At 62.7% G+C, this 22,074-nt stretch carries 17 protein-coding genes and 2 pseudogenes; 10 read left to right on the top strand and 9 right to left on the bottom strand.

Going from position 1 to position 22,074, the window contains the following annotated elements; genetic code table 11:
- Positions 1-27: 27 nt before the first annotated feature.
- From X738_RS62525 to X738_RS62515, 3 genes are all read right to left on the bottom strand, one after another.
- Complete coding sequence (locus X738_RS62525) at positions 28-3,174, bottom strand: efflux RND transporter permease subunit (protein ID WP_023800234.1); 3,147 nt, start codon at positions 3,172-3,174, stop codon at positions 28-30.
- A gap of 249 nt (positions 3,175-3,423) precedes the next feature.
- Positions 3,424-4,563, bottom strand: a complete 1,140-nt coding sequence (locus X738_RS62520; RefSeq protein WP_031255376.1) for an efflux RND transporter periplasmic adaptor subunit — start codon at positions 4,561-4,563, stop codon at positions 3,424-3,426.
- Positions 4,564-4,637: 74 nt separating this feature from the next.
- Positions 4,638-5,246, bottom strand: coding sequence for a TetR family transcriptional regulator (locus tag X738_RS62515; protein ID WP_031255374.1), 609 nt, complete (start codon positions 5,244-5,246; stop codon positions 4,638-4,640).
- 227 nt (positions 5,247-5,473) lie between these two features.
- Between X738_RS62515 and X738_RS62510 the strand changes: the two genes are divergently transcribed.
- Positions 5,474-5,827, top strand: a complete 354-nt coding sequence (locus tag X738_RS62510; RefSeq protein ID WP_023800231.1) for a VOC family protein — start codon at positions 5,474-5,476, stop codon at positions 5,825-5,827.
- Positions 5,828-5,884: 57 nt separating this feature from the next.
- Positions 5,885-6,778, top strand: a complete 894-nt coding sequence (locus tag X738_RS62505) for a PhzF family phenazine biosynthesis protein (RefSeq protein ID WP_023800230.1) — start codon at positions 5,885-5,887, stop codon at positions 6,776-6,778.
- A gap of 132 nt (positions 6,779-6,910) precedes the next feature.
- Here X738_RS62505 and X738_RS62500 read toward each other — a convergent pair whose 3' ends face one another.
- Both X738_RS62500 and X738_RS62495 read right to left on the bottom strand, forming a co-directional pair.
- Positions 6,911-7,429, bottom strand: a complete 519-nt coding sequence (locus X738_RS62500) for a DUF417 family protein (RefSeq protein ID WP_023800229.1) — start codon at positions 7,427-7,429, stop codon at positions 6,911-6,913.
- A gap of 37 nt (positions 7,430-7,466) precedes the next feature.
- A complete protein-coding gene (locus X738_RS62495; protein WP_031255370.1) occupies positions 7,467-9,035 on the bottom strand; it encodes an MFS transporter in 1,569 nt (522 codons plus the stop codon).
- A gap of 134 nt (positions 9,036-9,169) precedes the next feature.
- Here X738_RS62495 and X738_RS62490 point away from each other — a divergent pair.
- A pseudogene (locus X738_RS62490) lies at positions 9,170-9,360 on the top strand (VOC family protein); the annotation flags it as partial.
- A 377-nt stretch (positions 9,361-9,737) separates the two neighbouring features.
- Here the strand turns inward: X738_RS62490 and X738_RS62485 are convergent.
- Positions 9,738-11,375: an acyl-CoA synthetase gene (locus X738_RS62485; protein WP_023800226.1), complete on the bottom strand. Its 1,638-nt coding sequence runs from the start codon at positions 11,373-11,375 to the stop codon at positions 9,738-9,740.
- A gap of 190 nt (positions 11,376-11,565) precedes the next feature.
- Between X738_RS62485 and X738_RS62480 the strand changes: the two genes are divergently transcribed.
- From X738_RS62480 to X738_RS62460, 5 genes and pseudogenes are all read left to right on the top strand, one after another.
- Complete coding sequence (locus tag X738_RS62480) at positions 11,566-12,531, top strand: sugar-binding transcriptional regulator (RefSeq protein ID WP_023800225.1); 966 nt, start codon at positions 11,566-11,568, stop codon at positions 12,529-12,531.
- Positions 12,532-12,615: 84 nt separating this feature from the next.
- Complete coding sequence (locus tag X738_RS62475) at positions 12,616-14,670, top strand: bifunctional aldolase/short-chain dehydrogenase (RefSeq protein ID WP_023800224.1); 2,055 nt, start codon at positions 12,616-12,618, stop codon at positions 14,668-14,670.
- A 109-nt stretch (positions 14,671-14,779) separates the two neighbouring features.
- Complete coding sequence (locus X738_RS62470; protein ID WP_023800222.1) at positions 14,780-15,037, top strand: type II toxin-antitoxin system RelB/DinJ family antitoxin; 258 nt, start codon at positions 14,780-14,782, stop codon at positions 15,035-15,037.
- A 1-nt stretch (position 15,038) separates the two neighbouring features.
- Positions 15,039-15,311: a type II toxin-antitoxin system RelE/ParE family toxin gene (locus X738_RS62465; RefSeq protein WP_023800221.1), complete on the top strand. Its 273-nt coding sequence runs from the start codon at positions 15,039-15,041 to the stop codon at positions 15,309-15,311.
- A 104-nt stretch (positions 15,312-15,415) separates the two neighbouring features.
- Positions 15,416-15,677, top strand: a pseudogene (locus X738_RS62460) (type II toxin-antitoxin system ParD family antitoxin).
- An 84-nt stretch (positions 15,678-15,761) separates the two neighbouring features.
- Here the strand turns inward: X738_RS62460 and X738_RS62455 are convergent.
- The 3 genes from X738_RS62455 to X738_RS62445 form a co-directional block, all read right to left on the bottom strand.
- Entirely contained in the window at positions 15,762-16,817 is a 1,056-nt protein-coding gene (locus X738_RS62455) for a substrate-binding domain-containing protein (protein WP_023800219.1), read from the bottom strand.
- A gap of 62 nt (positions 16,818-16,879) precedes the next feature.
- Positions 16,880-17,899 carry an ABC transporter permease gene (locus X738_RS62450; protein ID WP_031255368.1) on the bottom strand — a complete coding sequence of 340 codons (1,020 nt, stop codon included), beginning with the start codon at positions 17,897-17,899 and terminating at the stop codon, positions 16,880-16,882.
- 34 nt (positions 17,900-17,933) lie between these two features.
- Complete coding sequence (locus tag X738_RS62445) at positions 17,934-19,445, bottom strand: sugar ABC transporter ATP-binding protein (RefSeq protein ID WP_023800217.1); 1,512 nt, start codon at positions 19,443-19,445, stop codon at positions 17,934-17,936.
- Positions 19,446-19,580: 135 nt separating this feature from the next.
- Here X738_RS62445 and mtnK point away from each other — a divergent pair, with 135 nt between their 5' ends.
- The gene (gene mtnK, locus X738_RS62440; protein ID WP_023800216.1) at positions 19,581-20,852 is read left to right on the top strand and encodes an S-methyl-5-thioribose kinase; all 1,272 of its coding nucleotides are present in this window, start codon (positions 19,581-19,583) and stop codon (positions 20,850-20,852) included.
- Complete coding sequence (gene mtnA, locus X738_RS62435; RefSeq protein WP_023800215.1) at positions 20,849-21,943, top strand: S-methyl-5-thioribose-1-phosphate isomerase; 1,095 nt, start codon at positions 20,849-20,851, stop codon at positions 21,941-21,943. Before mtnK ends, mtnA begins: the two co-directional genes overlap by 4 nt.
- Positions 21,944-22,074: the final 131 nt, after the last annotated feature.

Genomic DNA, 22,074 nt, shown 5'->3' with positions numbered 1-22,074 from the left:
CCCTGGACGTCACATCTGCCAACAGCCCTATTCGGCCGCCAGGGGCAGTTGCGGCTGGTCATCGTTTTCCGCCCGTTTCGGCTCGGCGGCCGGCGCCGCGTCCTCGACCTTCTTGCGCTCCCTGCCGAAGAACAAGGCATAGCCTGCCGGAAGGACGAGGATAGTCAGCACCGTGGCAACGAGGATGCCACCCATCATGGCATAGGCGAGCGGACCCCAGAAGACGCCGCGCGAGATCGGGATCAGCGCCAGGACCGCCGTCAGCGCCGTCAGCATGATCGGCCTGAAACGGCGGACTGCCGAGCCGATGATGGCCTCCGAGCGTTCCATGCCGGCCGCGATATCCTGGTCGATCTGGTCGACCAGGATGATCGAGTTGCGCATGATGATGCCAAGCAGCGCGATGACGCCGAGAATGGCGACGAAGCCGAACGGCGCGCCACTGATCAAAAGTGCCGCCGCAGCACCGATGATGCCGAGCGGACCGGTCGCCAGCACCAGCATCGCCTTGCCGAAATGCTGCAGCTGGATCATCAGCAGCACGACGATGACGGCCAGCATGATTGGAGCTTTCGCAGCAATCGAGGCCTGGCTTTCGGCCGAATCCTCGGCGCCGCCCTGGATTTCGATGTTGTAGCCGGGTGCCAGGCCGTCGCGCAGGCCCTGCATCTCGCTGTACATCTTCATGACGACATCGTTCGACTGCACGCCGTCCGGCAGCGTGGCGCGCACGCTGATGGTCGGCAGGCGGTCGCGCCGCCATTCGACGCCTTGCTCCAGCACCGGGACGACCTTGGCGACCTGCGACAGCGGCACGAAGCCACCGAAATCCGTCGGGACAGAGATCGAGTCGACCGCCGACAGCAGGTGACGGCTCGCCTCCGGCTCGCGAGCGACGATCGAAACCGTCTCCTCGCCGTCACGGAAATCATCGAGCGGCGCTCCCGACATGGTCGCCTGCAGCATCTGGCGGATGCGCTGCGAGGTGACGCCGAGCGCACGGGCGCGATCCTGGTCGATCACCAGCTTCATCTCCGGTACCGGCTCCAGCCAGTCGTCGTGGACGGCGCCGAGCAGCGGATTTGCCTGGAACTTCGCCTTCACCTCGTCGGCGATGCGCCGCACCTCCTGGCGATCCGGGCCCATGACGCGCATCTGCACCGGCCAGCCGGTGGGCGGCCCAAGGAACAGGCGGTCGACCTTGGCACGGACCGACGGAAAATCCTCGGCCAGAATGGTGCGCAGCTTGGCGATCAGCCGCTCGCGGGCCGGTTCGTCATTGGCCATCACCAGAAGCTGGGCAAAGTTCGGATTGCGAAGCTGCTGGTCGAGCGGCAGGAAGAAGCGCGGCGCGCCCTCGCCGATATAGGTGGCGATGAAGCGCTTGTCCTTGTCGTCCATCATCCTGGTTTCGAGCGCCTTGGCCTGCGTCTCGACTTCCTTGATGCTGGTGCCTTCCGGCAGCCAGAGGTCGACAAGGATTTCCGGACGCGACGACTGCGGGAAGAAATTCTGCGGGATGAACTGGAACGCCCACAAGCTGGTGACGAAGGTCACCAGCGTCATGACCAGCACGATGATGCGGTGGCGCACGGACCAGCTGACGGTGGCGCGAAGCCGGCGATAAAAGCGCGTGTCGAAGACATCGTGATGGCTGCCGGCGTGTTTTCGCTGCTTGAGGATCATATGACCAAGCCACGGCGTGAAATAGACCGCCACGAACCAGGAGACGACCAGCGCGATGCCGACGACGTAGAACAGCGTGCGCACATATTCGCCGGCCGTCGAAGCCGCGAAGCCGACCGGGATGAAGCCGGCGGTGGTGATCAGTGTGCCGGTCAGCATCGGGAAGGCCGTCGAGGTGTAAGCGAAGCTCGCCGCCTCGATCTTGACCATTCCTTCCTCGAGCTTGCGTTCCATCATTTCGACGACGATCATCGCGTCGTCGACAAGCAGGCCGAGCGCGATGATCAGCGCGCCAAGTGAAATGCGCTGCAGATCGATGCCGATCTCGTACATGATGGCGAAGGTGGCGGCCAGAACGAGCGGAATGGTGATCGCGATCACCAGGCCCGAACGCCAGCCGATCGTCAGGAACGAAACGACAAGCACGATCAGGAGCGCCTCGCCGAGCGCCGTCATGAACTCGCTCACCGCGTCCCGCACGACTTCCGGCTGGTCGGCGATCTGATCGACCGAAACGCCGTAGGGCAAGGCCTCTTCGAAGCGGTGATAGGTCGCTTCGACCTCCTTGCCGACATCGGTGACGTTGAAGCCCTTGGCCATGACGACGCCGACCTGGACGCTGTCGCGGCCGTTGAAGCGATATTTGCGCTGATAGGGATCCTCGAGACCTGTGGTCACGGTTGCGATGTCGCCGAGGCGCGTCACCTGGTTGCCGGCGCGCAGGCGAAGTTCGCGGATGTCGGCCGCCTCCGTCACGCTGCCCTCGACCGAGATGCGCACGGAGCGCTGGCCGGTGTCGACCGAGCCTGCCGGATCGACATTGTTCTGGCCCTTGATCGCGTTCTGCAGATCGGTGAGTGTCAGGCCGCGCTCGGCAAGCACCTTGGACGAAACGTCGATATAGAGTTTTTCCGGCTGGTCGCCGATGATCACGGCCTTCTCGACGCCGGGCGTGGTCAGAAGCATGTCACGCGCCTGGATGGCCAATTTCTTCAGCTCGGGATAGCTGTAACCATCGCCGCTGATCGAATGCAGGGTGATGAAAGTGTCGCCGAATTCGTCGTTGAAGTAAGGCCCAAGCAGCCCCTGAGGCAGCTCATTGGCGATATCGCCGACCTTCTTGCGTACCTGGTAAAAGGCATCCGCGACCTGGGTCGGATTGGTGTCCCCTTCCACCTGCAAGGTGATGATGGCGCTGCCGGCGCGCGTGTAGGAACGGACGAAATCGAGATGCGGCGTTTCCTGCAGCTTGCGCTCGATCTTGTTGACGACCTGGTCCTCCATCTCCTGGATCGAGGCACCGGGCCAGACCGCCTGGACGACCATGACGCGGAAGGTGAAATCCGGATCTTCCTTCTGGCCCATGCGCATCAGGCCGAGCGCACCGGCAACGATGATCAGGCCGAATAGGAACCGCGCAATGCTCGGGTGCCCGATCGCCCAGCGCGAAAGATTGAAGGGCCGTTTTTCGGTGGTATCGGTGGTCATAGCGCCAGTCCATCTGTCTGATCGTCAGCGCACGCACATGGCATGCCCACGGAGCTTCTAATGCTGGCTTCCGGGCGGCGAGGCTTTCCGAGCGGAGAGACACTCATCGCGGTGGGGCGCTAGGATCGATGTCGGGGGGTTACATCGACCTGGCGTCTCGACAATCGGGCGCCTGCCGCCCGGAAACCGTGAACCGCTTGACCTCGCGGCTTGCGCCGATGCGAGGAAAAGCCGCTTTATGCCTGGCCGTCAGCGCACGCGCTTGGCGGCGTCACCATCATCGTCCGCCGATGCGGACTGTTGCACCGCATCGCCAGCCAGCTTGACTTTTAGATTTTCGGTCATGAATTGCGTGCCCGCCGCAACGACGACATCGCCGGGTTTCAATCCTTCGGCAACATGCACGCCGTCGGCGGTGAACTCAGCGACCTTGATCGGACGCGCATGGACGGTCTCGCCGTTGCGGTCGACGGTCCAGACGATCTGCTGGCCGTCTTTTTGCGCCAGCGCGCTCAACGGGATCGATACGCTTTGCAGGCTGTTGTTGGCGGCCGAAGCCTCGATATTCGCGGTCATGCCGAGAAGCACGCGCGGATCGTTGGGCAGGCTGACGCGAACGGCAAAGGTACGCGACTGCTGATCGGCGCTGCCGGCGACTTCACGGACCTTGCCGTCGAGCGTCAGCGCTTCGTCGGACCAGAAGCTTGCCTTGACGTCCTTGCCCGGCTTGAACTGGGCGATATCCGTTTCCGGCACGGCGATCAGCACTTCCTTTTCGCCATCGACGGCAACGGTCACAACCGGCGTGCCGGAGCCGACCACCTGACCGACATCGGCGGCGACTGACGTGACGATGCCATTCCTGTCCGCCTTGAGGTCGGTGTAGAGGACCTGGTTCTTCGCCTGGTCAAGCGCTGAGCGGGCGGAATTGCGGGTGGCGACCGCCTGATCATAGCTGAGCGTCGCCTGTTCGAGCTGCGATTTCGAGGCGAACTTCTTGTCAAACAGCTGTTCGGCACGACGGCGGGCAAGGCCCGTTGTCTCGACCTGCCGCTCGGCGGCCTCGAGGCTGGCCTCGGCGCTGTTGACCGAAAGGTCGTAGTCGGCGGGATCGATGCGGGCCAGAACGTCGCCCGGTTTCACACGCTGGCCGATGTCGACCAGGCGCTCGGTGATCTTGCCGTTGATGCGGAAGCCGAGATTCATCTCGGTGCGGGCGCGCACCGATCCGGAGTAGGAGAGCTCACGGGTATCGTTCGCCTTGGCGACCTCGACGACCTTGACCGGCCGGACGATGTCCTTGACTTCCACTTTTTCTTGCGAGCAACCGGCGAGTCCAAGCGCCGCGACGACGACCAGAGCCGGACCAATGGCCGGCAGCCTGTTCATGATGGATTTGGACAAAGACACTTGCGTACTCCCGAACTGGAGATGGATTGTCGACGCCCGGCGGACGCTGCCGGTCATTTCTTCAAAGCCCTGATGGCAAACTCGATAAGCTCGTCCGGCATCGCCCGGTTGTTCTTGGCAAGGCACTGGGCGACCATCTGCGGGTGACAGAGAGTGATGATAGCGGCGCCGAAACACCGCGAAGCGACTTCCGGGTCCTGGTCGGCAAACTCGCCGGCCGCGATTCCCTCTCGGATCACCTCCTCGACCAAGCCGCGGATCCTGTCGATATGCTTCTCGATGACATGCCAATCGCGCTCGATGGCGACGACGACCATTTCGTGCACCTTCTCCTGGTCGAGCATGGTGTCGCGGGTCCACTGATAGTGCGTTTGCACGTAGCGGCGCAGCCTTTCGCTGGCCGTTCCGGGACTATGGCAGGCGTCGTAGGTCAGTTGGTAGCAGGTAGCGAGCATACGGCCGCAAACGGCCTGGTGGATTTCGACCTTGGAGGCGAAGAAACGGTAGATGTTGGCCGTCGACATGCCGAGTTCACGGGCTATGTCGGCGACATTGGTCTTGCCGTAGCCGTAGTGGCGGAACAGCCGCTCTGCGCAATCGAGGATGCGCGCGACATTCTCCTGCCGGACCAGATCAGCCGTCGTGTCGAGGGTGTCATGCATCATGTATCATTAGCTCTTACGAGTGACGAATTTTGAATTTCGTCACTCGTAATTCGAAATTCCCCGCCTGTCAACAGGTGATGTTACCTTTCTGGACGACCGGTGACATCCTTTGATACAACCTGGGCGTGAACAGCGTTAACGAAGCCTGCTGCGGGTCCCCGCAGCGCAGCAAGGCGTTATCATCGAAGCTGTGGAGATACGCCAAGCTGTGAAGGAGACATGGAATGACCGTGCTGCGCATTGTCTCGAACATCGCAACTGACAGCATTCCGGATGTTCGGAAGTTCTATACCGATTTGTTCGGGCTCGATGCCGTCATGGATCACGGCTGGCTCGTCACGCTGGCGTCCAGCGAAACCACCGTCCCCCAGATCAGCATCGCCAGCGAGGGCGGCTCAGGCACCCCGGTGCCTGATCTGTCGATCGAGGTCGACAATGTCGACGCGGTTTATCTTCGCGCAAACGAGATCGGTTGCAGAGTGGTCTATGATTTGACCGACGAACCGTGGGGGGTAAGACGCTTCTTCATTGCCGACCCGACCGGCAAGCTGCTCAACGTGCTCTCCCACCTCCGCTAGCTAGAAATTGTCTGCAATACCGAAACGGGCCCAATTGCGGTTCTCCGGAGGAAAACCATGAACAGAACAATTCCATTTCATTTCGTCGATGTCTTCGCGGTAGAGCCGCTGACCGGCAATTCCCTCGCGGTGGTCGATGGCGGTGACGAGTTGGCGCTCGAGCTGATGCAGAACATTGCCCGTGAGTTCAACCAGTCCGAGACCACTTTTGTCCTACCGGCGACCCGGGCGGACGCCGATTGGAAATTGCGCTCTTTCACGCCGAAAGGCGTGGAGGTTTTCGGCGCAGGCGGCCACAACACGCTAGGGGCCTGGTGGTGGCTCGCTGCGGCGGGGCGGCTCGAGTTGGGCGATGGCCCGACATGGTTTCACCAACAGATCGGCGACTTGGTATATCCATTGGCCATCTGGCAAAGCCAGGGAAAACTCGAAAAGATCATTATGCGGCAAGAAGCCCCAGTGGCCGGCCGGCAGATCTCAAATCCTGGCGCCCTTGCCGCGGCACTTGGCTTAAATACTGAAGAAATAACGGACGTCGTGCCTTGCCAGGTGGTCTCGACCGGTGCTGCCCATCTCCTGGTGCCAATCCGCGATCGCCAAGCCGTCGACCGGATTTCGCCTGACGCCAAACAGCTTTTCGACCTGCTCAACGAGGTCGGCGGGGAAGGCTGCTACGTCTTCTCACTTGATCCGCCACTGCGGGGAAGCACAGCGTATGCACGGTTTTTCAACCCGACTGTCGGCATTGCCGAGGATCCGGCAACCGGTACGGCGGCTGGTCCGCTCGCCGCACATCTGGTTGCACACGGTCTTGCGCAGCCCGGCGTAGTCAAGGTCGAGCAAGGCACGGCGCTCGGACGTACCAGCATCATCGAGGTGGCTGTCGATGCCGGCTCGGTGAGCGTGTCTGGACGCGGCATCGTGGTGGCGAGCGGGGCGTTTTCGATCTAGTCGAAGGTGAGTCAGATGGCGCGCAGGCACCGAACTTATGCCCGTCCCCAAGTTCGCAGCAGGTGGAGCCCCGCCTTTGGCGCGGGTAGGCGGGATGACGTGGTTCTGCCACTCGCTTCGACTTGGATCCGCTTAGGTAGCCGATTTGTTTAATCTGTTCAGGCTTTCGCCCAGTAGGACAAGCGCGATGCCGAGCAGCGCAATGTCCTTGATCAGGAACTGGCCGGCGGGACCGAGCGCGGGAAAGCCCAGAGTTGGCTCCCAGATCGGCAGGGCAACCATGATCGAACAGGTGACCAGGAAAATCAGGGCGGCCAATGCCCCGCCGGCGACACCGGCGCGCGCCGACCAAGGGCAGGCAATCAGGAGAAGCCCGGTCGCGATCTCCACGACGCCAAGCAGATAAGAGGCGCCGGCTTCACCAAATACCGGATACATCCAGGCGAGCCAAGGCGTGCCGCCGATCAGCGGCCTCAACGCCTCGATCTCAACGGCCGTGAATTTCATCCCGCCGATCATGAGAAGCGGCAATATGACCCCAGTCAGGGCGACGATCGACCCGGCTTTGCTGACCGCGGCGGCCTTTCGCGCCCATGGCCGAGAAAGGGTCTCGTCTTGACCTTCAGACTCTGATGGTCTGAGAATCGGCATGGGGTTCCCCCCTCATGTTCCGTGTCGTGCTTAAGCCTCAGGCGTCGGTTGGTGTCGCAGCTTTTGCTGGCTGCTGCCCAGCCTCAGACTGCCCCCGCACTTTTTGCAACAGGACCCCCGCAAGGATGGCCGCAGCCAGCGCCACCAACGCGCAGATGCCGGCAGTCATCTGGAATGCCTGAGTGAACGCCTCCCGCGCTTTGCCGAGCAGATCGGAACCGAGCGTCTCCGGTAAGGCAATTGCAACTGCGACGGCGCCTCCAAGCGTGTCCTTGGCAACGCTGATTTCCTGTTCGGACACCCCGTCCGCGACCAGCCCGGTCACTCCGCTGCGATAGATGGCGGTGACGATGCTGCCAAGGATCGCGATGCCGAGCGCGCCGCCCAACTCACTGCTGGTTTCCGCGAGGCCGGAGGCCGCACCGGCTTGCCCGGGTTCAACGGTTCCCACGATGAGGTCGGTGGCCAAAGTGAACACCGGTGCAAGGCCCAGGGAAAAGACGCTGTAGCCTGTGACGATGACCGCGAGATCGGCTCGACCGCCACTGCGGGTGAGAATAAGGAATCCCACTGCCGCGAGCGCAAGGCCGACAGCCATCACATAGCCCGGGCGAGCCTTACCGGCCGCGATTGGCGTCAGCATCGAACCGGCGATGAAAGCGACGGCGGAAGGCACCGTCCACAGGCCCGCTACAAAGGGTCCCATCCCGAGCACCAGTTGCAGATATTGCGCGATGAAGAGAAACGAGCCGAACGCCACGAAGAAGCCGAGAACGTTGACCGCCAATGAAGCGCTGAAGGCGCGCGAGCGAAAGAGCCGCAGATCGACCAGAGGATTTTTCAGCCGTGGTTGACGCAAGACGAAAACCGCGCCGACAGCCACGCCGAAGACAATGGCGAAGGCCGCCTCCAAGCCGAATCCATGTTCGGCGATTTCCTTGATGCCGTAGATCACCGAAAGCACCGCGACAAGTGACAGCGCGGCGCTCAAGATGTCGAGCCGACCCGCTTCTGGATCGCGATACTCGGGCAGGACCATCGGACCGAACACCAGCAGCGCGATCATGACCGGTACGGCCACGAGGAACACGGAACCCCACCAGAAATAGCTCAGCAGGATGCCCCCGACCAGCGGGCCGATGGCAGCGCCCGCGGAGAAGCTGGCGATCCAGACGCCGATCGCAACCGTGCGCTCCCTCGGATCGAGGAACATGTTGCGGATCAACGAGAGGGTGGACGGCGCAAGCGTGGCCGCGGCAATCCCGAGCAGCGCACGCGAGACGATCAACATTTCGGCGCTTGTGGAGAACGCCGCGAAGACCGAAGCAATTGCAAATGTCACCGCGCCGATCAAAAGCAGTCTGCGGCGGCCGATGCGGTCGCCCAGCGTGCCCATCGTGATCAGGCATCCGGCAAGCAGAAAGCCATAAATGTCCACGATCCACAGAAGTTGCGAACTCGAAGGCCTCAAGTCTGCGCTCAACCGCGGCACAGCCAAATTCAAGACCGTCAGGTCCATGGAATAGAGCAGGCAAGGCAGCGCGATAACCGCGAGCCCCATCCATTCGCGCCGTGTAGCCCTGGGGCTCCGCTCCGCGTTCTCCATTAGAATGCTCCTCCTGCTAGATCTTCTTTCGTCGAGTCAGTTCTTTATCGAGGACGATCGCGAGGCGCTCGATCCGACACAGAGCGATCTTTTTGCTCCGTTCAGCCGATCCAGCTGCTGCAAGGCACGTTGTTGAGTGCGGCTCGGGCACCCCGGTGGCTGATCTGTCGATCGAGGTCGACAATGTCGACGCGGTTTATCTGCGCGCGAACGAGATCGGTTGCAGAGTGGTCTATGATTTGACCGACGAACCGTGGGGGTAAGACGCTTCTTCATTGCCGACCCGACCGGCAAGCTGCTCAACGTGCTCTCGCATCTTCGGTAAATAAATTGTTCGCAATACTGAACGGGCCCAATTGCCGGTTCCCGGCATGAGCGGCGGCTCAGGCTAAATTCTGATCTGTCGTGATCCTTCGCGCCCCCCTCTGTCCTGCCGGACATCTCCCCCCACGAGGGGGGAGATTGGCGGTTTTAGCGCCCAGCTAGTCCTGCAATGTTGAAAGTTGGCGAAAGCGGCGATGACAGCCAATCTCCCCCCAAGTGGGGGAGATGTCCGGCAGGACAGAGGGGGGCGCTGTCCCNTTGGCGAAAGCGGCGATGACAGCCAATCTCCCCCCAAGTGGGGGAGATGTCCGGCAGGACAGAGGGGGGCGCTGTCCCGCTGCCATCAAACGCTCTGCACCGTCGTGACGCTAACGGCACCTACCCCTTGGCCATCTCCCTCAGCCGGAACTTCTGGATCTTGCCGGTCGAGGTCTTCGGGATTTCGGCGAAGATCACCGCTTTCGGCATTTTGAAGCGGGCGAGCAGCGCGCGGCAGTGATCGATGATCTCGGCCTCGGTCGCCGTCCTGCCCGGCTTCAGCTCGACATAGGCGATCGGCACCTCGCCCCATTTGTCGTCGGGCCTCGCGACGACGCCGCAGAAGGCGACGGCGGTATGCTTGTAGAGCGCCTCCTCGACTTCGATCGAGGAGATGTTCTCGCCGCCGGAAATGATGATGTCCTTGGAGCGGTCCTTGAGCTGGATGTAGCCGTCGGGATGCATGACGCCGAGGTCGCCCGAGTGGAACCAGCCGCCGGCGAAGGCCTCGTCGCTCGCCTTGCGGTTCTTCAGATAGCCCTTCATGACGATGTTGCCGCGGAACATGACCTCGCCGATCGTCTCGCCGTCGGCCGGCGTCTCCTCCATCGTCTCAGGGTCCATCACCGTCAGATCCTCGAGCGCGGCATAGCGCACACCTTGCCTGGCCTTCCTCGCCGCCTTCTGTCCCTTCTCCAGCCCATCCCACTCGCCCTGCCATTCGTTGACGACCGCCGGGCCATAGGTCTCGGTCAGGCCATAGAGGTGGGTGACGGCAAAACCCGCATCGGCCATGCCCGACAGCACCGCTTCCGGCGGCGGTGCCGCGGCGGTGTTGAAGGTGACCGTCTGCGGAAATTGCCGCTTGTCCTCGTCGCTGGCGTTGATCAGCACTGACATCACCACCGGCGCACCGCACAGATGGGTGACGCCGTGGTCGGCGATGGCGTCGTAGATCGGCTTCGGCCGCACCCAGCGCAGGCAGACATGGGTGCCGGCCTGCACGGCCAGCGTCCACGGAAAGCACCAGCCGTTGCAGTGGAACATCGGCAGCGTCCACAGATAGACAGCATGCTTGCCCATGCCGGCATGGATGGTGTTGGCGTAGGCCATCAGTGCCGCACCGCGATGGTGATAGACGACGCCCTTCGGATTGCCTGTCGTCCCGGAGGTGTAGTTGAGCGAGATCGCATCCCATTCGTCGTCCGGCATCGACCAGGCGAAATTCTCGTCGCCGCCCGCGACGAAGGTCTCGTAGTCGAGCGAGCCGATCCGCTCGCCCTTGGGATAGGGGGCGTCAGTGGCGTATTCGGGATCGTCATAGTCGATGACCAGCGGTTTTACCTTAGCCAGCGCCAGCGCCTCACTGACGACATTTGCAAATTCGCGATCGACGACCAGCACCTTGGTTTCGGCATGGTCGAGTTGGAAAGCGATGACCGAGGCATCGAGGCGGGTGTTGAGCGAATGCAGCACCGCCTTGGTCGTTGGCACGCCGAAATGCGCTTCCAGCATCGGCGGCGTGTTGGACAACATGACGGTGACGGTGTCGCCCTTGCCGATGCCGCGCCTCTGCAGCGCCGAGGCAAGTTTCAGCGACCGCCGCCAGAAATCACGATAGGTCGTGCGCTGGCGACCATGGATGATAGCAACATGGTCGGGAAAGGTCTTTGCCGCCCGCTCCAGATAGCTGAGCGGCGTCAGCGGCTGGTGGTTGGCTGGATTCCTGCCGAGATCCTGTTCGTAGGGATTGCCCATCCCGTTCCTCCCCTAATGTCTGATCGACCCTTCTACCCCACAAGATTCCGGCCCGTCACCACCAACAATGCCACGCTAGGGCCCATTCGGCACAATGATGATCTAGATAGAGCAAGCGAAAGGGCATCGTTTACCCTCGCTCAGTTTGACTTTTGTCGACAGCCGTGAATAATGTCAGCGAGGAGATGGCATGGCGATCCGACCGGCAGAACAGCTTATCCACAAGGCCGCCTGGCTCTACTATGCCCACGGCTTGCGCCAGGACCAGGTGGCCAGCCAGCTCAAGATTTCCCGAGCCTCGGTCGCGATGTATCTGCGCAAGGCGCGCGAGACCGGCATTGTCAACATCTCGACCTCGACCCAGCTTTTCACCGATGATGTCATGGCGCGCAAGCTCGAAGACGCATTGAAGCTCGATGCCGTCTGGATAGCGCCGGAAAACGGCCATGTCGCCGATCCGTCGACCGACATCGCGGTGCTGGCGGCCAGCGTCTTTCTCGAACTGATCAAGAAGGGCGATCGCATCGGCGTCGCCTGGGGAAGGACCATCTATACGATCGCCGACATCATGTCCTATGCCGATCTGCAGGATGTCACGGTGGTGCAGCTCTGCGGCAATCTGGGAGCCCCCTATTCCTACCGCCCCGACCAATGCACCATGGAAATCGCCCGCCGGCTCAATGCCAAGGGACTCAATTTCTATGCGCCGCTGGTGCTGACGACAGAGGAACTGGCGCGCGGCCTGCGCGCCGAGCCGGTGATCCGCGAGCAGTTGTCGGGTATCAGTGCGTGCAATCTGGCGCTTTACTCGGTCGGCACCGTCGATGCCGACAGCCATGTCGTCAAATGCGGCGCGCTGACTGCCAGCGAAATGGAGGTGCTGCGTCGTGCCGGGGCTGCCGGCGTCATCGCCGGTCAGATCATCGACGCGCAAGGCAAGGCGCTCGACTGCAGCTACAACCGGCGGATCATTTCGGCGGAGCTGTCATCGCTGCGCAAGATCGAGAAGCGCCTCGTGGTGGTGCAGGAGGACAGCAAGTTCGGACCGCTGGTGGCGGCGATCGCGGGTGGGCTATGCACGCATCTGGTGGTCGGCGCCCGGATGGCGAGACGGCTCCTCGACCATGCCGGACCGGCAGCAGAAAAGGTCGCCTAGAGAACACAAGCCGCCGCGGAGGCATTGTCATAAAGGCGTCGCGGCATTCCTGTTTCACAACAAAAACAACCGGACGAAGCGAACATGAAGAACCTGTGGAATGACGGCGACGCGGAAAAGCTGGTTACCGACTATGCAATGAAGGGCGTGGCACGCGACCTGGCGCTGCGCGTCTACACGACCAGGCTTCTGGGCGGCGAACCGCGGCTTGTCCTGCATGGCGGCGGCAACACATCGTGCAAGACAAAGGCCACCGATCTCGTCGGCGACGAATGGGACGTGCTCTGCGTCAAGGGCAGCGGCTGGGACATGGGCGTCATCGAGCCGCAGGGCCTGCCGGCGGTCAAGCTCGGCGCGCTGCTCAAGGCGCGGTCGCTCAAAAAACTCTCCGACGAAGACATGGTGGCGCTGCAGCGGGTGAACCTGATCGATCCGTCTTCGCCGAACCCTTCGGTCGAGACGCTGCTGCACGCCTTCCTGCCGCATAAATTCGTCGACCATACGCACTCGACCGCGATCCTCGCCATTGTCGACCAGGACGACAGCGAGGCGCTGAGCAAGAAGGTCTTCGGCAACAAGATGGGGTTCGTGCCCTACATCATGCCGGGCTTCGACCTGGCGAAGGCGGCTGCCGATGTCTTCGACGCCGACCCGACGGTCGAAGGCCTGATCCTCGACAAGCATGGCATCTTCACCTTCGGCGACGATGCCAAGCAGGCTTACGACCGGATGATCCATTATGTGAACGTCGCCGAGGATTTCATCGCCAGCCACGGCAAGCCGCGTAGCGAAAAAACCGCCTTGCCGGCCAGGCTGGCGAAGCCTGCGGAGATTGCGCCGATACTGCGCGGTGCAGTGGCGGTAGCGCGCGGCGAAGGCCGCTTCGACCGCATGATCAGCGATTTCCGCACCTCGGACGCGATTGTCGATTTCATCAACTCGGCTGACATTGCCGACTATGCCGGGCGCGGCGTGTCGACGCCCGACCTGTCGATCCGCATCAAGACCGGACCGATGGCGCTGCCGGCGCCCGACGCGGACAAGATCGGCGACTACAAATCCGTCATTCGCCAGCATGTCGAAAACTTCGCCAGGGACTATCGCGCCTACTTCGAGACCAACGACGCGCTCGACGACGTGAAGCGGACTATGCTCGACCAGATGCCGCGCCTGACGCTGGTGCCGGGGCTCGGCATGTTCGGCCATGGCCGCACGCTGAAGGACGCGAAGATTGCCTCCGACGTCGGTGAAATGTGGATCGAGGCGGTGCGCGGCGCCGAAGCAATCGGCGATTTCCATCCACTGTCCAAGGCCGACCTGTTCCCGCTCGAATACTGGTCGCTGGAACAGGCCAAGCTCGCCGCCAACAAGCCGAAGCCGCTTACCTCCCAGGTTGTGCTTGTCACCGGCGGCGCCGGCGCGATCGGCGCCGCCACGGCAAAGCTGTTCGCCGACAATGGCGCTCATGCGGTCGTCGTCGATCTCGACGCGGCGAGGGCGACGGAGGCGGCAAAAAAGGCCGGCAACGGTTCGATCGGCGTCGGCGCCGACATCACCGACCCGGCACAGATGCGCGCTGCCTTCGACAAGGCGGTGGCCGTCTACGGCGGCCTCGACATCCTCGTGTCGAATGCCGGTGCGGCCTGGGAAGGCAGGATCGGCGAACTCGACGACGCCACTTTGCGCAAGAGCTTCGAGCTCAATTTCTTCGCCCACCAGTCGGCGGCGCAGAACGCAGTGCGCATCATGCTCGAGCAAGGCACCGGCGGCGTGCTTTTGTTCAACACCTCCAAGCAGGCGATCAATCCGGGTCCGAAGTTCGGCGCCTATGGCATGCCAAAGGCGGCGACGCTTTTCCTGTCCAGGCAATATGCTGTCGACTACGGCGCCCACGGCATCCGCTCCAATGCCGTCAACGCCGACCGCATCCGTTCCGGGCTGTTGACCGACGCGATGATCGCCAGCCGTTCGAGCGCCCGCGGGGTATCGGAAAAGGAATATATGGCGGGCAATCTGCTCGGGCAGGAAGTGACGGCCGAAGACGTCGCCCAGGCCTTCCTGCATCAGGCGCTGGCAGAGCGCACCACCGCCAATGTGACGACGGTGGACGGCGGCAACATCGCGGCGGCGTTGAGGTAATGCATGTCGCTCAAGACGCCGCACATTTTCGAGCGGTACGAATGGGCCGAACGGCTTGCGAATTCGGCGCTTCGTAGCTACATTGTAGCTCTCTTCAAGGAGCAGTAATATGGCAACGGAAACTGTGGTCCGCGCTCGGATCGATGCGGCGACAAAGGCACAGGCGACGGAAGCCTTGGCGGCAATGGGATTGTCCGTTTCCGACGCCATTCGCCTGCTGCTGGTCCGCGTCGCCGCCGACAAGGAGTTCCCCTTTCCGGTGAAGGTGCCGAACGCAACCACTCGAAAGGCCATGTTCGAATTGGAGCAGGGCAAGGGCAAGCGTTTCGCCTCGGCCGACGAGTTGTTCAAGGACTTGGAAATCTGATGTGCTGGCGCCTGTTCGATCCGGACAATTCCGCCGTGATGTGAAACGTGCCGAGAAGCGTGGCAAAGATCTTGGCAAGCTGCGCGAGCTGTTGGGCCTCCTGCTCGCCGGCGATGAACTCCCAGCGAGTTATAAGGATCATCCACTGAAGGGCGACTGGAAAGGCTATCGTGACGCTCACATCGAACCGGACTGGCTCTTGATCTATCGTGTCGCCGGCGATGAGCTACAGCTTGCTCGCACCGGGTCCCATTCCGATCTGTTCAATGAGTAGCCGAGGCGGGCACGCAACTTAGGATTTTTTGCGCTGCGGGCTGGAAACTTGCCATCCTCACCGCGGGACTATTGGACTGCAGGCTAAGCATGAAAACCCAACCCATGCGCACCCTTACCATATCCCTCACCCCGCAGCAGGCTGCCCGCCTGCAAAGCGCTGTCGAAGGCGGGGGATATGCCTCTAACAGCGAGATTGTCCGCGACGCCCTGCGCCTGTGGGAACAGCGCGAGGAATTGCGCGCATTGGAGTTGGAACATTTGAAACGGAGCCTATGCCGACGGCATGACCAGCGGCAAGCCGGTGAACGTCGAACCCGCCGAGTTCATACGCGGTTTGAAGGCAGAATGCCGCGCCCGTGGCTAGATATCGGCTCACGCCGACGAAGCAGGCATTCAGACCTGGAAAAGAGCGGCCCGAAAGCCGCTCGTCCCTTACGCCTGCGGAACGCTATTTCGCGTTGGGGTTCGGCATCCAGGCCGGCATCGCGACATCGGCATGGGCGAACTGCGGCAGCTTGGCCGAGAGGTCTTCCATGTTCTTGATGTCCTTGTCGATCAGGTCCTTCTGGGTGATCAGCGTCGGCGGCACGATGACGTTTTGGCCGGGGTCTTCGCCGGCCAAAAGCTGAGCCAGCGCGCGCACCGAAACCTGGCCGACGACGGCCGGGTTGGTGGCAGCGGTTGCCGCCCAGGCGCTGTCGGGCTCGCGCATCGCGGCGATGTCGGAGGTCGAGATGTCGGCCGAATAGATCTTGATGTCCTGCGACAGGCCGGCCTCGTCGACGGCGATCTTCACGCCCTTGGCGAATTCGTCATAGGGCGCGAACATCACCTTGATGTCGGGATTGGCCGACAGCACCGAACGGGCCTGGTTGGCGACGGAATTGGCGATCGGATTGTCGAGCGTGCCGAACATCGCCGCCTCGTTGATGCCCGGATATTTCTTCTTGAACTCGACCCAGGTCTCGTTGCGGCGGTCGAGCGGCGCAATGCCGGCGACATAGACGTAGCCGGCCTTCCAGCTCTCGCCATTGTCCTTGATTGCCTGCTCGAGCGCGAGGCGTGCAAGGTCGCGGTCGGACTGCTCGATCTGCGGTATCTTGGGGTTTTCGACATTGACGTCGAAGGCGACGACCTTGATGCCGGCGTCGACCGCGCGCTGGGCGGCGTCCTTCATCGATTCCGTCAAGCCATGCTGGATGATGATGCCCTGGACGCCAAGCGCGATGGCCTGGTCGACCATGTCCGCCTGAAGGGCGGCGTCCTGGCGGCTGTCGAGGACGCGCAGATCAACGCCAAGCGCCTTGGCCTGCGCTTCGACGCCGGACAGATAGGCCTGGAAGAAGTCGCCGGTCGAGAGATAGCGGACCAGCGCGATCTTGACCGCGCCGGGCTTGTCGAACGGCGCCGGCCTGTCCTGCGCCATTGCCGGGACCTGCATCAGCAGCGCAGCACCGGCAAGCCCGAGTGCTGCCTTCGCCAAAAGTGTTCTTGTGATCTTCATGGTGTCTCCTCCTCTTGTTGAATTCAAATTTCAGCCGGTCGAAAATCCTATCCGTCGAAATCCTACCTGTTGCCCCTGCCGGAAAGGGCGAAGGTGAAGACCAGGGCAATCACGAGAACCACGCCCTTGATGAAATCCTGCGTGTAATAGGGCGCGTTCATCATCGTCAGGCCCTGCAGCAGCACGCCAACAAACACCGCGCCGACAGCCGTGCCGAAGGCGTTCGGCTTGGCGGCGCCAAGAACCGCGTAGCCGATGAGCGCCGCAGCCACTGCGTCGAGCAGGAGATTATTACCCGAGGCGATATCGCCACGTCCAAGCCGGGCAGCGAGCAAAATGCCGCCGATCGAGGCAAAAACCCCCGAAATAACGTAGGCCCAGATCTTGTATGCCTTGACAGGCGCGCCGGCGAGCTCGGCAGCCCGTTGGTTGCTGCCGACCGCATACATCATGCGGCCGAAACGGGTGTATTCGAGAAAGAACCAGATCAGCACCGCAAGCACGAGCAGGACGACGACCGAAACCGGGATGAGGTTGGGGATGAAGAAATCGAAGCGGTGGCGGCCGAGCGCCAGGAAGGCGCGGCCGAACGTGCCGTTGGCGACCGAGCCGTCGGGCATCGTCATGCCGGTGGCGATCGAGCGGCCCTCGGTCGGGATGCGCTGCAAGCCGACGAGCAGGAACATCATGCCGAGCGTCGCCAGCAGATCCGGCACGCGCATATAGACGATCAGCCAGCCATTGATGAGGCCGACGACGACGCCGATCAGGAGACAGGCGACGACCGCAACGATGGCGTTCTGCTCCAGCACCACCATGACATAGGCGGCTGCCATCATGGCGCTGGTAGCGACCGAGCCGATCGACAGGTCGAAGCCGCCGACGACCAGGGTGGCGGTGACGCCGAGCGCCAGCACGCCGGTGATGGCGACCGACTGGAAGATGAAGACGGCGCTCTGCGGCGAGACGAAGCCATCGGCGGCGATGGCGAAATAGGCGATCAACCCGAACAGCAGAACGATGAAGCCATAGCGGATGGCATGGTCGCGCGCGGCTGCCATCCTTACCCAACCCGAACTCATGCCCTCTCCATTCCACGTCCCATTACTGCCCGCCTCACGCTGCACTGTGCAGCGGCCCGCCCGCCACTTCGGCCAGCAGCCGCTCGAGGTCGATGTCGGCATTGCGATGTTCGCCGACGATTGTCTGCTCCGACATCACCAGGATGCGGTCGGCGGTCTCCAGCGCCTCATCGAGCTCGGTGACGAACAGCAGCGTCGCACGGCCGTTGGCGCTCGCCCGCAGCTTGGCCGCGATATCGCGCCTGGCTGAAATGTCGACGCCCTGAAACGGCTCGTCCAGGATGAACAGTCTTGCCGCCTGCGACATCCAGCGGGCGACCATCACCTTCTGCTGGTTGCCGCCCGAAAGCGCCGACATTTCGTCCTTCTCCGAGCGGCAGACGATGCCCAATTCCTGGATTTGCCGGCGGGCGATGGCGCGCTCGACGCGGCGCTTGAGGACGCCCAAACGCGACATCCGCCTGTGGAACGGCAGGCTGATATTTTCCTGGATGTTGAAGTCGCCGACGATCCCGTTTTCGCTCCGGTCCTTGGCGACGAGAAAGACGCCGGCGGCGATCGCCTCGCCTGTCGACCCCGGTGCATAGGCTTTGCCGTTCAGCACCATGGTGCCGGACAGCGGTTTGCGGACGCCAAACAGCGTCTCGGCGAGCGCTGTCTTGCCGACGCCGACGAGGCCGGTGATGGCAACGACCTCGCCGTCGCCGAGCGTCAGCGAGATCGGCCTGGAACCTTCGGCAATCCGCAACCCGTCGATCGTCAGGACAGGCCTGGCCGAATTCCTAGCGACGATCCGGTCGAGCTGGATCTTGCGGCCGAGCATGGCGTTGACCGCGCCTTCATAATCGAGCGGCTTGCGGTCGAAGACGCCTGAGACGACGCCGTCGCGCATCGAGACGATCCGGTCGGCAAGCCGTCTGATGTCGGACATGCGGTGCGAGATGTAGAGGATGGCGACGCCGTGCTCGCGCAGCCTGTCGAGCAGCGCGAAAAGCCGATCTGCCTCGGCGCTGGACAAGGACGAGGTCGGCTCGTCGAGGATCAGCACCTTCGGCTGATGCGCCATGGCGCGGGCAATCGCCACCATCTGGCGATCGGCCAGCGACAGATCGCTGATCCGGGCTTTCAGGTCGATCGCCAGCCCCATGCGGTCGGCAACCGCCTTTGCCTCGCGGCGCACCCGGCCCGGATTGAACAGGGTCGGCGCGCCGCTGCCGCTCAGCCTGTCGAGCGTCAAATTGGTGGCGACGTCGAGGTCGGCGACAACACCGTCATTGATGTTCTGATGAACGGTGACGACGCCGGCGCGGATCGCCTCCGCCGGCGTTTTCGGCGCGAAGTTTTGGTCGGCGAGGCTCATCGTGCCGCTGCCGCGCTCATAAACGCCGCTGATGATCTTGACCAGGGTGGATTTGCCGGCGCCGTTGGCGCCCATCAGCACGGTCACTTCACCGGCATGCAAATCGAGCGAGACGCCGCCAAGCACCTCGATAGGGCCGAAGGATTTCCTCAGGCCGTCGACGCGGAACACGGCATCATTGCCCATTCGTTCCTCCCTGGCGACGACGCTATGGGCTGTTCCGGCAATTGTCAACACGATTGACAATTGCCAGAGGGCTTCCTAGCTTGGACCAACCGTGATGGCTCCACTAAGATGAGAGCACGTAAACGGGAGGTGAGGATGACTGGGAAATTGCCGTTCGAAGCACTGTCGGTCGAAACACTGGCGGCACGCCTCGGCGCCAACGCGGCGCTGTGCTCGCATATCGGCAAGGACACGAGCCGCTGGAAGGTTCGCGAGGTCGGCGACGGCAATCTGAACCTGGTGTTCATCGTCGGGGGTGCGCAGGGTGCGGCCGTCGTCAAGCAGGCCCTGCCCTATGTCCGCCTGGTCGGCGACAGCTGGCCGCTGCCGCTAAAACGTTCCTTCTTCGAATATCACGCGCTGACACGGCAGCATTCGAGAGCGCCCGGTTCGGTGCCGGCGATCCATCACTTCGACGAAGGCCAGGCGCTGATCATCATGGAGTATCTGTCGCCGCACATCATCCTGCGGCGCGCGCTGATCGAGGGCCGGCAACTGCCCAACATCGCCAGAGACATCGGCCTGTTCATGGCCCGCACCCTGTTTCGCGGCTCCGACCTGCATATGGCGACCAGGGATCGCAAGGCCGATCTGGCGCTGTTCGCGGACAATGTCGCGCTTTGCGACATCACCGAGAACCTGGTGTTCTCGGACCCGTATTTCGATGCCAAGATGAACCGGCATACGAGCCCGCAGCTCGACAGCATCGTTGCAGAATTGCGCGCCGACCGCGACCTCAAGGTCGAGGCGCAGCGGCTGAAGCACATTTTTGCGGCCAATGCAGAGACGCTGCTGCACGGCGACCTGCATTCCGGCTCGATCATGGTCACCGAGACAGAAACGCGGATGATCGATCCCGAATTCGCCTTCTACGGCCCGATCGCCTTCGACGTCGGCATGCTGCTCGCCAATTTCTGGATGGCGTTCTTCTCGCAGCGTGGCCACGAGCAGAACGGGAAGCGCGACACCATGCGCGCCTATCTGCTCGACGTCACGGTCGAGACATGGTCGGTGTTCCGCAGCGAGTTCTCGCATCTGTGGCGAACCGAGCGCACCGGCATGCTCTACCAGAAGAGCCTGTTCGAGGATCAGGGCGACAGGCTTGGCGCCGAACAGGCGCTCGACCACATGCTGCACCAGGTGTGGACCGACATGCTGGGCTTTGCCGGCGTCGAGGTGCACAGGCGCATTCTGGGCCTCGCGCACAACGCCGATTTCGAGACCATTGCCGACGCCGATCTGCGCGCCACATGTGAGGCAAAGGCGCTGAAATTCGGCCGTCACATCGCCGTCAACCGGCGCCAGATCCACAGCATCGACGAGGTCAACAAATTGGCCGCACTGATCGAACGGGAGAACAGGATTTGAACGTCGGCGACCGCCACTACCGCACCATCTGGCTGAGCGACGACGGGCGTTCGGTGGAGATCATCGACCAGCGCTGGCTGCCGCATGATTTCCGCGTCGAAAAAGTCGACACCGTTGCCGGCATCGCCACGGCGATCCGCGACATGTGGGTGCGCGGCGCGCCGCTGATCGGCGTCACCGCCGCCTATGGCGTCGCCATGCAGATGGCCGACGACCCTTCGGATGCGGCACTCGACGGCGTCTGGGAGGTCTTGCACGAAACCCGCCCGACCGCGATCAATCTGCGCTGGGCGCTCGATGAGATGCGCAATTTCTTGCGGCCGCTTCCATCTGGACAGCGCGCCGAGGCGGCTTACCGGCGCGCCGGCGAAATCGCCGACGAGGATGTCGGCCTCAACCGCGCCATCGGCGTCAACGGGCTTGAAATCATCAGGGAAATCGCAGCACGAAAAAAACCGGGCGAGCCGGTCAACATCCTGACCCACTGCAATGCCGGCTGGCTGGCCACCGTCGACTACGGCACCGCCACGGCGCCGATCTATCTGGCAACGGAAGCCGGCATTCCCGTTCACGTCTATGTCGATGAAACCCGCCCGCGCAACCAGGGCGCCCAGTTGACCGCATGGGAGATGGCCGGCCACGGCGTGCCGCATACGCTGATCGTCGACAATGCCGGCGGCCATCTGATGCAGCGCGGCCAGATCGACATGGTCATCGTCGGCACCGACCGCACCACCGCCGACGGCGATGTCTGCAACAAGATCGGCACCTATCTGAAGGCGCTGGCCGCCGCCGACAACGACGTGCCGTTCTATGTCGCGCTGCCGTCGCCAACCATCGACTGGACGGTGGGTGACGGGCTGGCCGAAATCCCGATCGAACAGCGTTCCAGCGACGAGGTCTCACTGGTCTGGGGCAAGACCGCGAGTGGCGAGATTGCGCAGGTCCGCATCTCGCCGGAGACGACGCCCGCGGCAAACCCGGCCTTCGACGTGACGCCGGCGCGGCTGGTCACCGGATTGATCACCGAACGCGGCGTCGCCAGGGCTTCGCGGGAGGGCTTGAAGGCGATGTTTCCCGGACGGGGATAATCCTGCTCCCGAATACTGCTGAAACGGTTGGCAGCGGACCCTAAACATCAAGACTGACGGCTCGCCGGGCCGCCACCAGCTAGCGCAGCCGACGGCGCGGGACTACGGAATTGGCTCTCGTGAACGCGTTC

The organism is Mesorhizobium sp. L48C026A00 (assembly GCF_000502375.1).
Taxonomy (GTDB): domain Bacteria; phylum Pseudomonadota; class Alphaproteobacteria; order Rhizobiales; family Rhizobiaceae; genus Mesorhizobium; species Mesorhizobium muleiense.
Note: the sequence above shows the minus strand (reverse complement) of the source record. Positions and strands in the feature narration are given on the sequence as shown.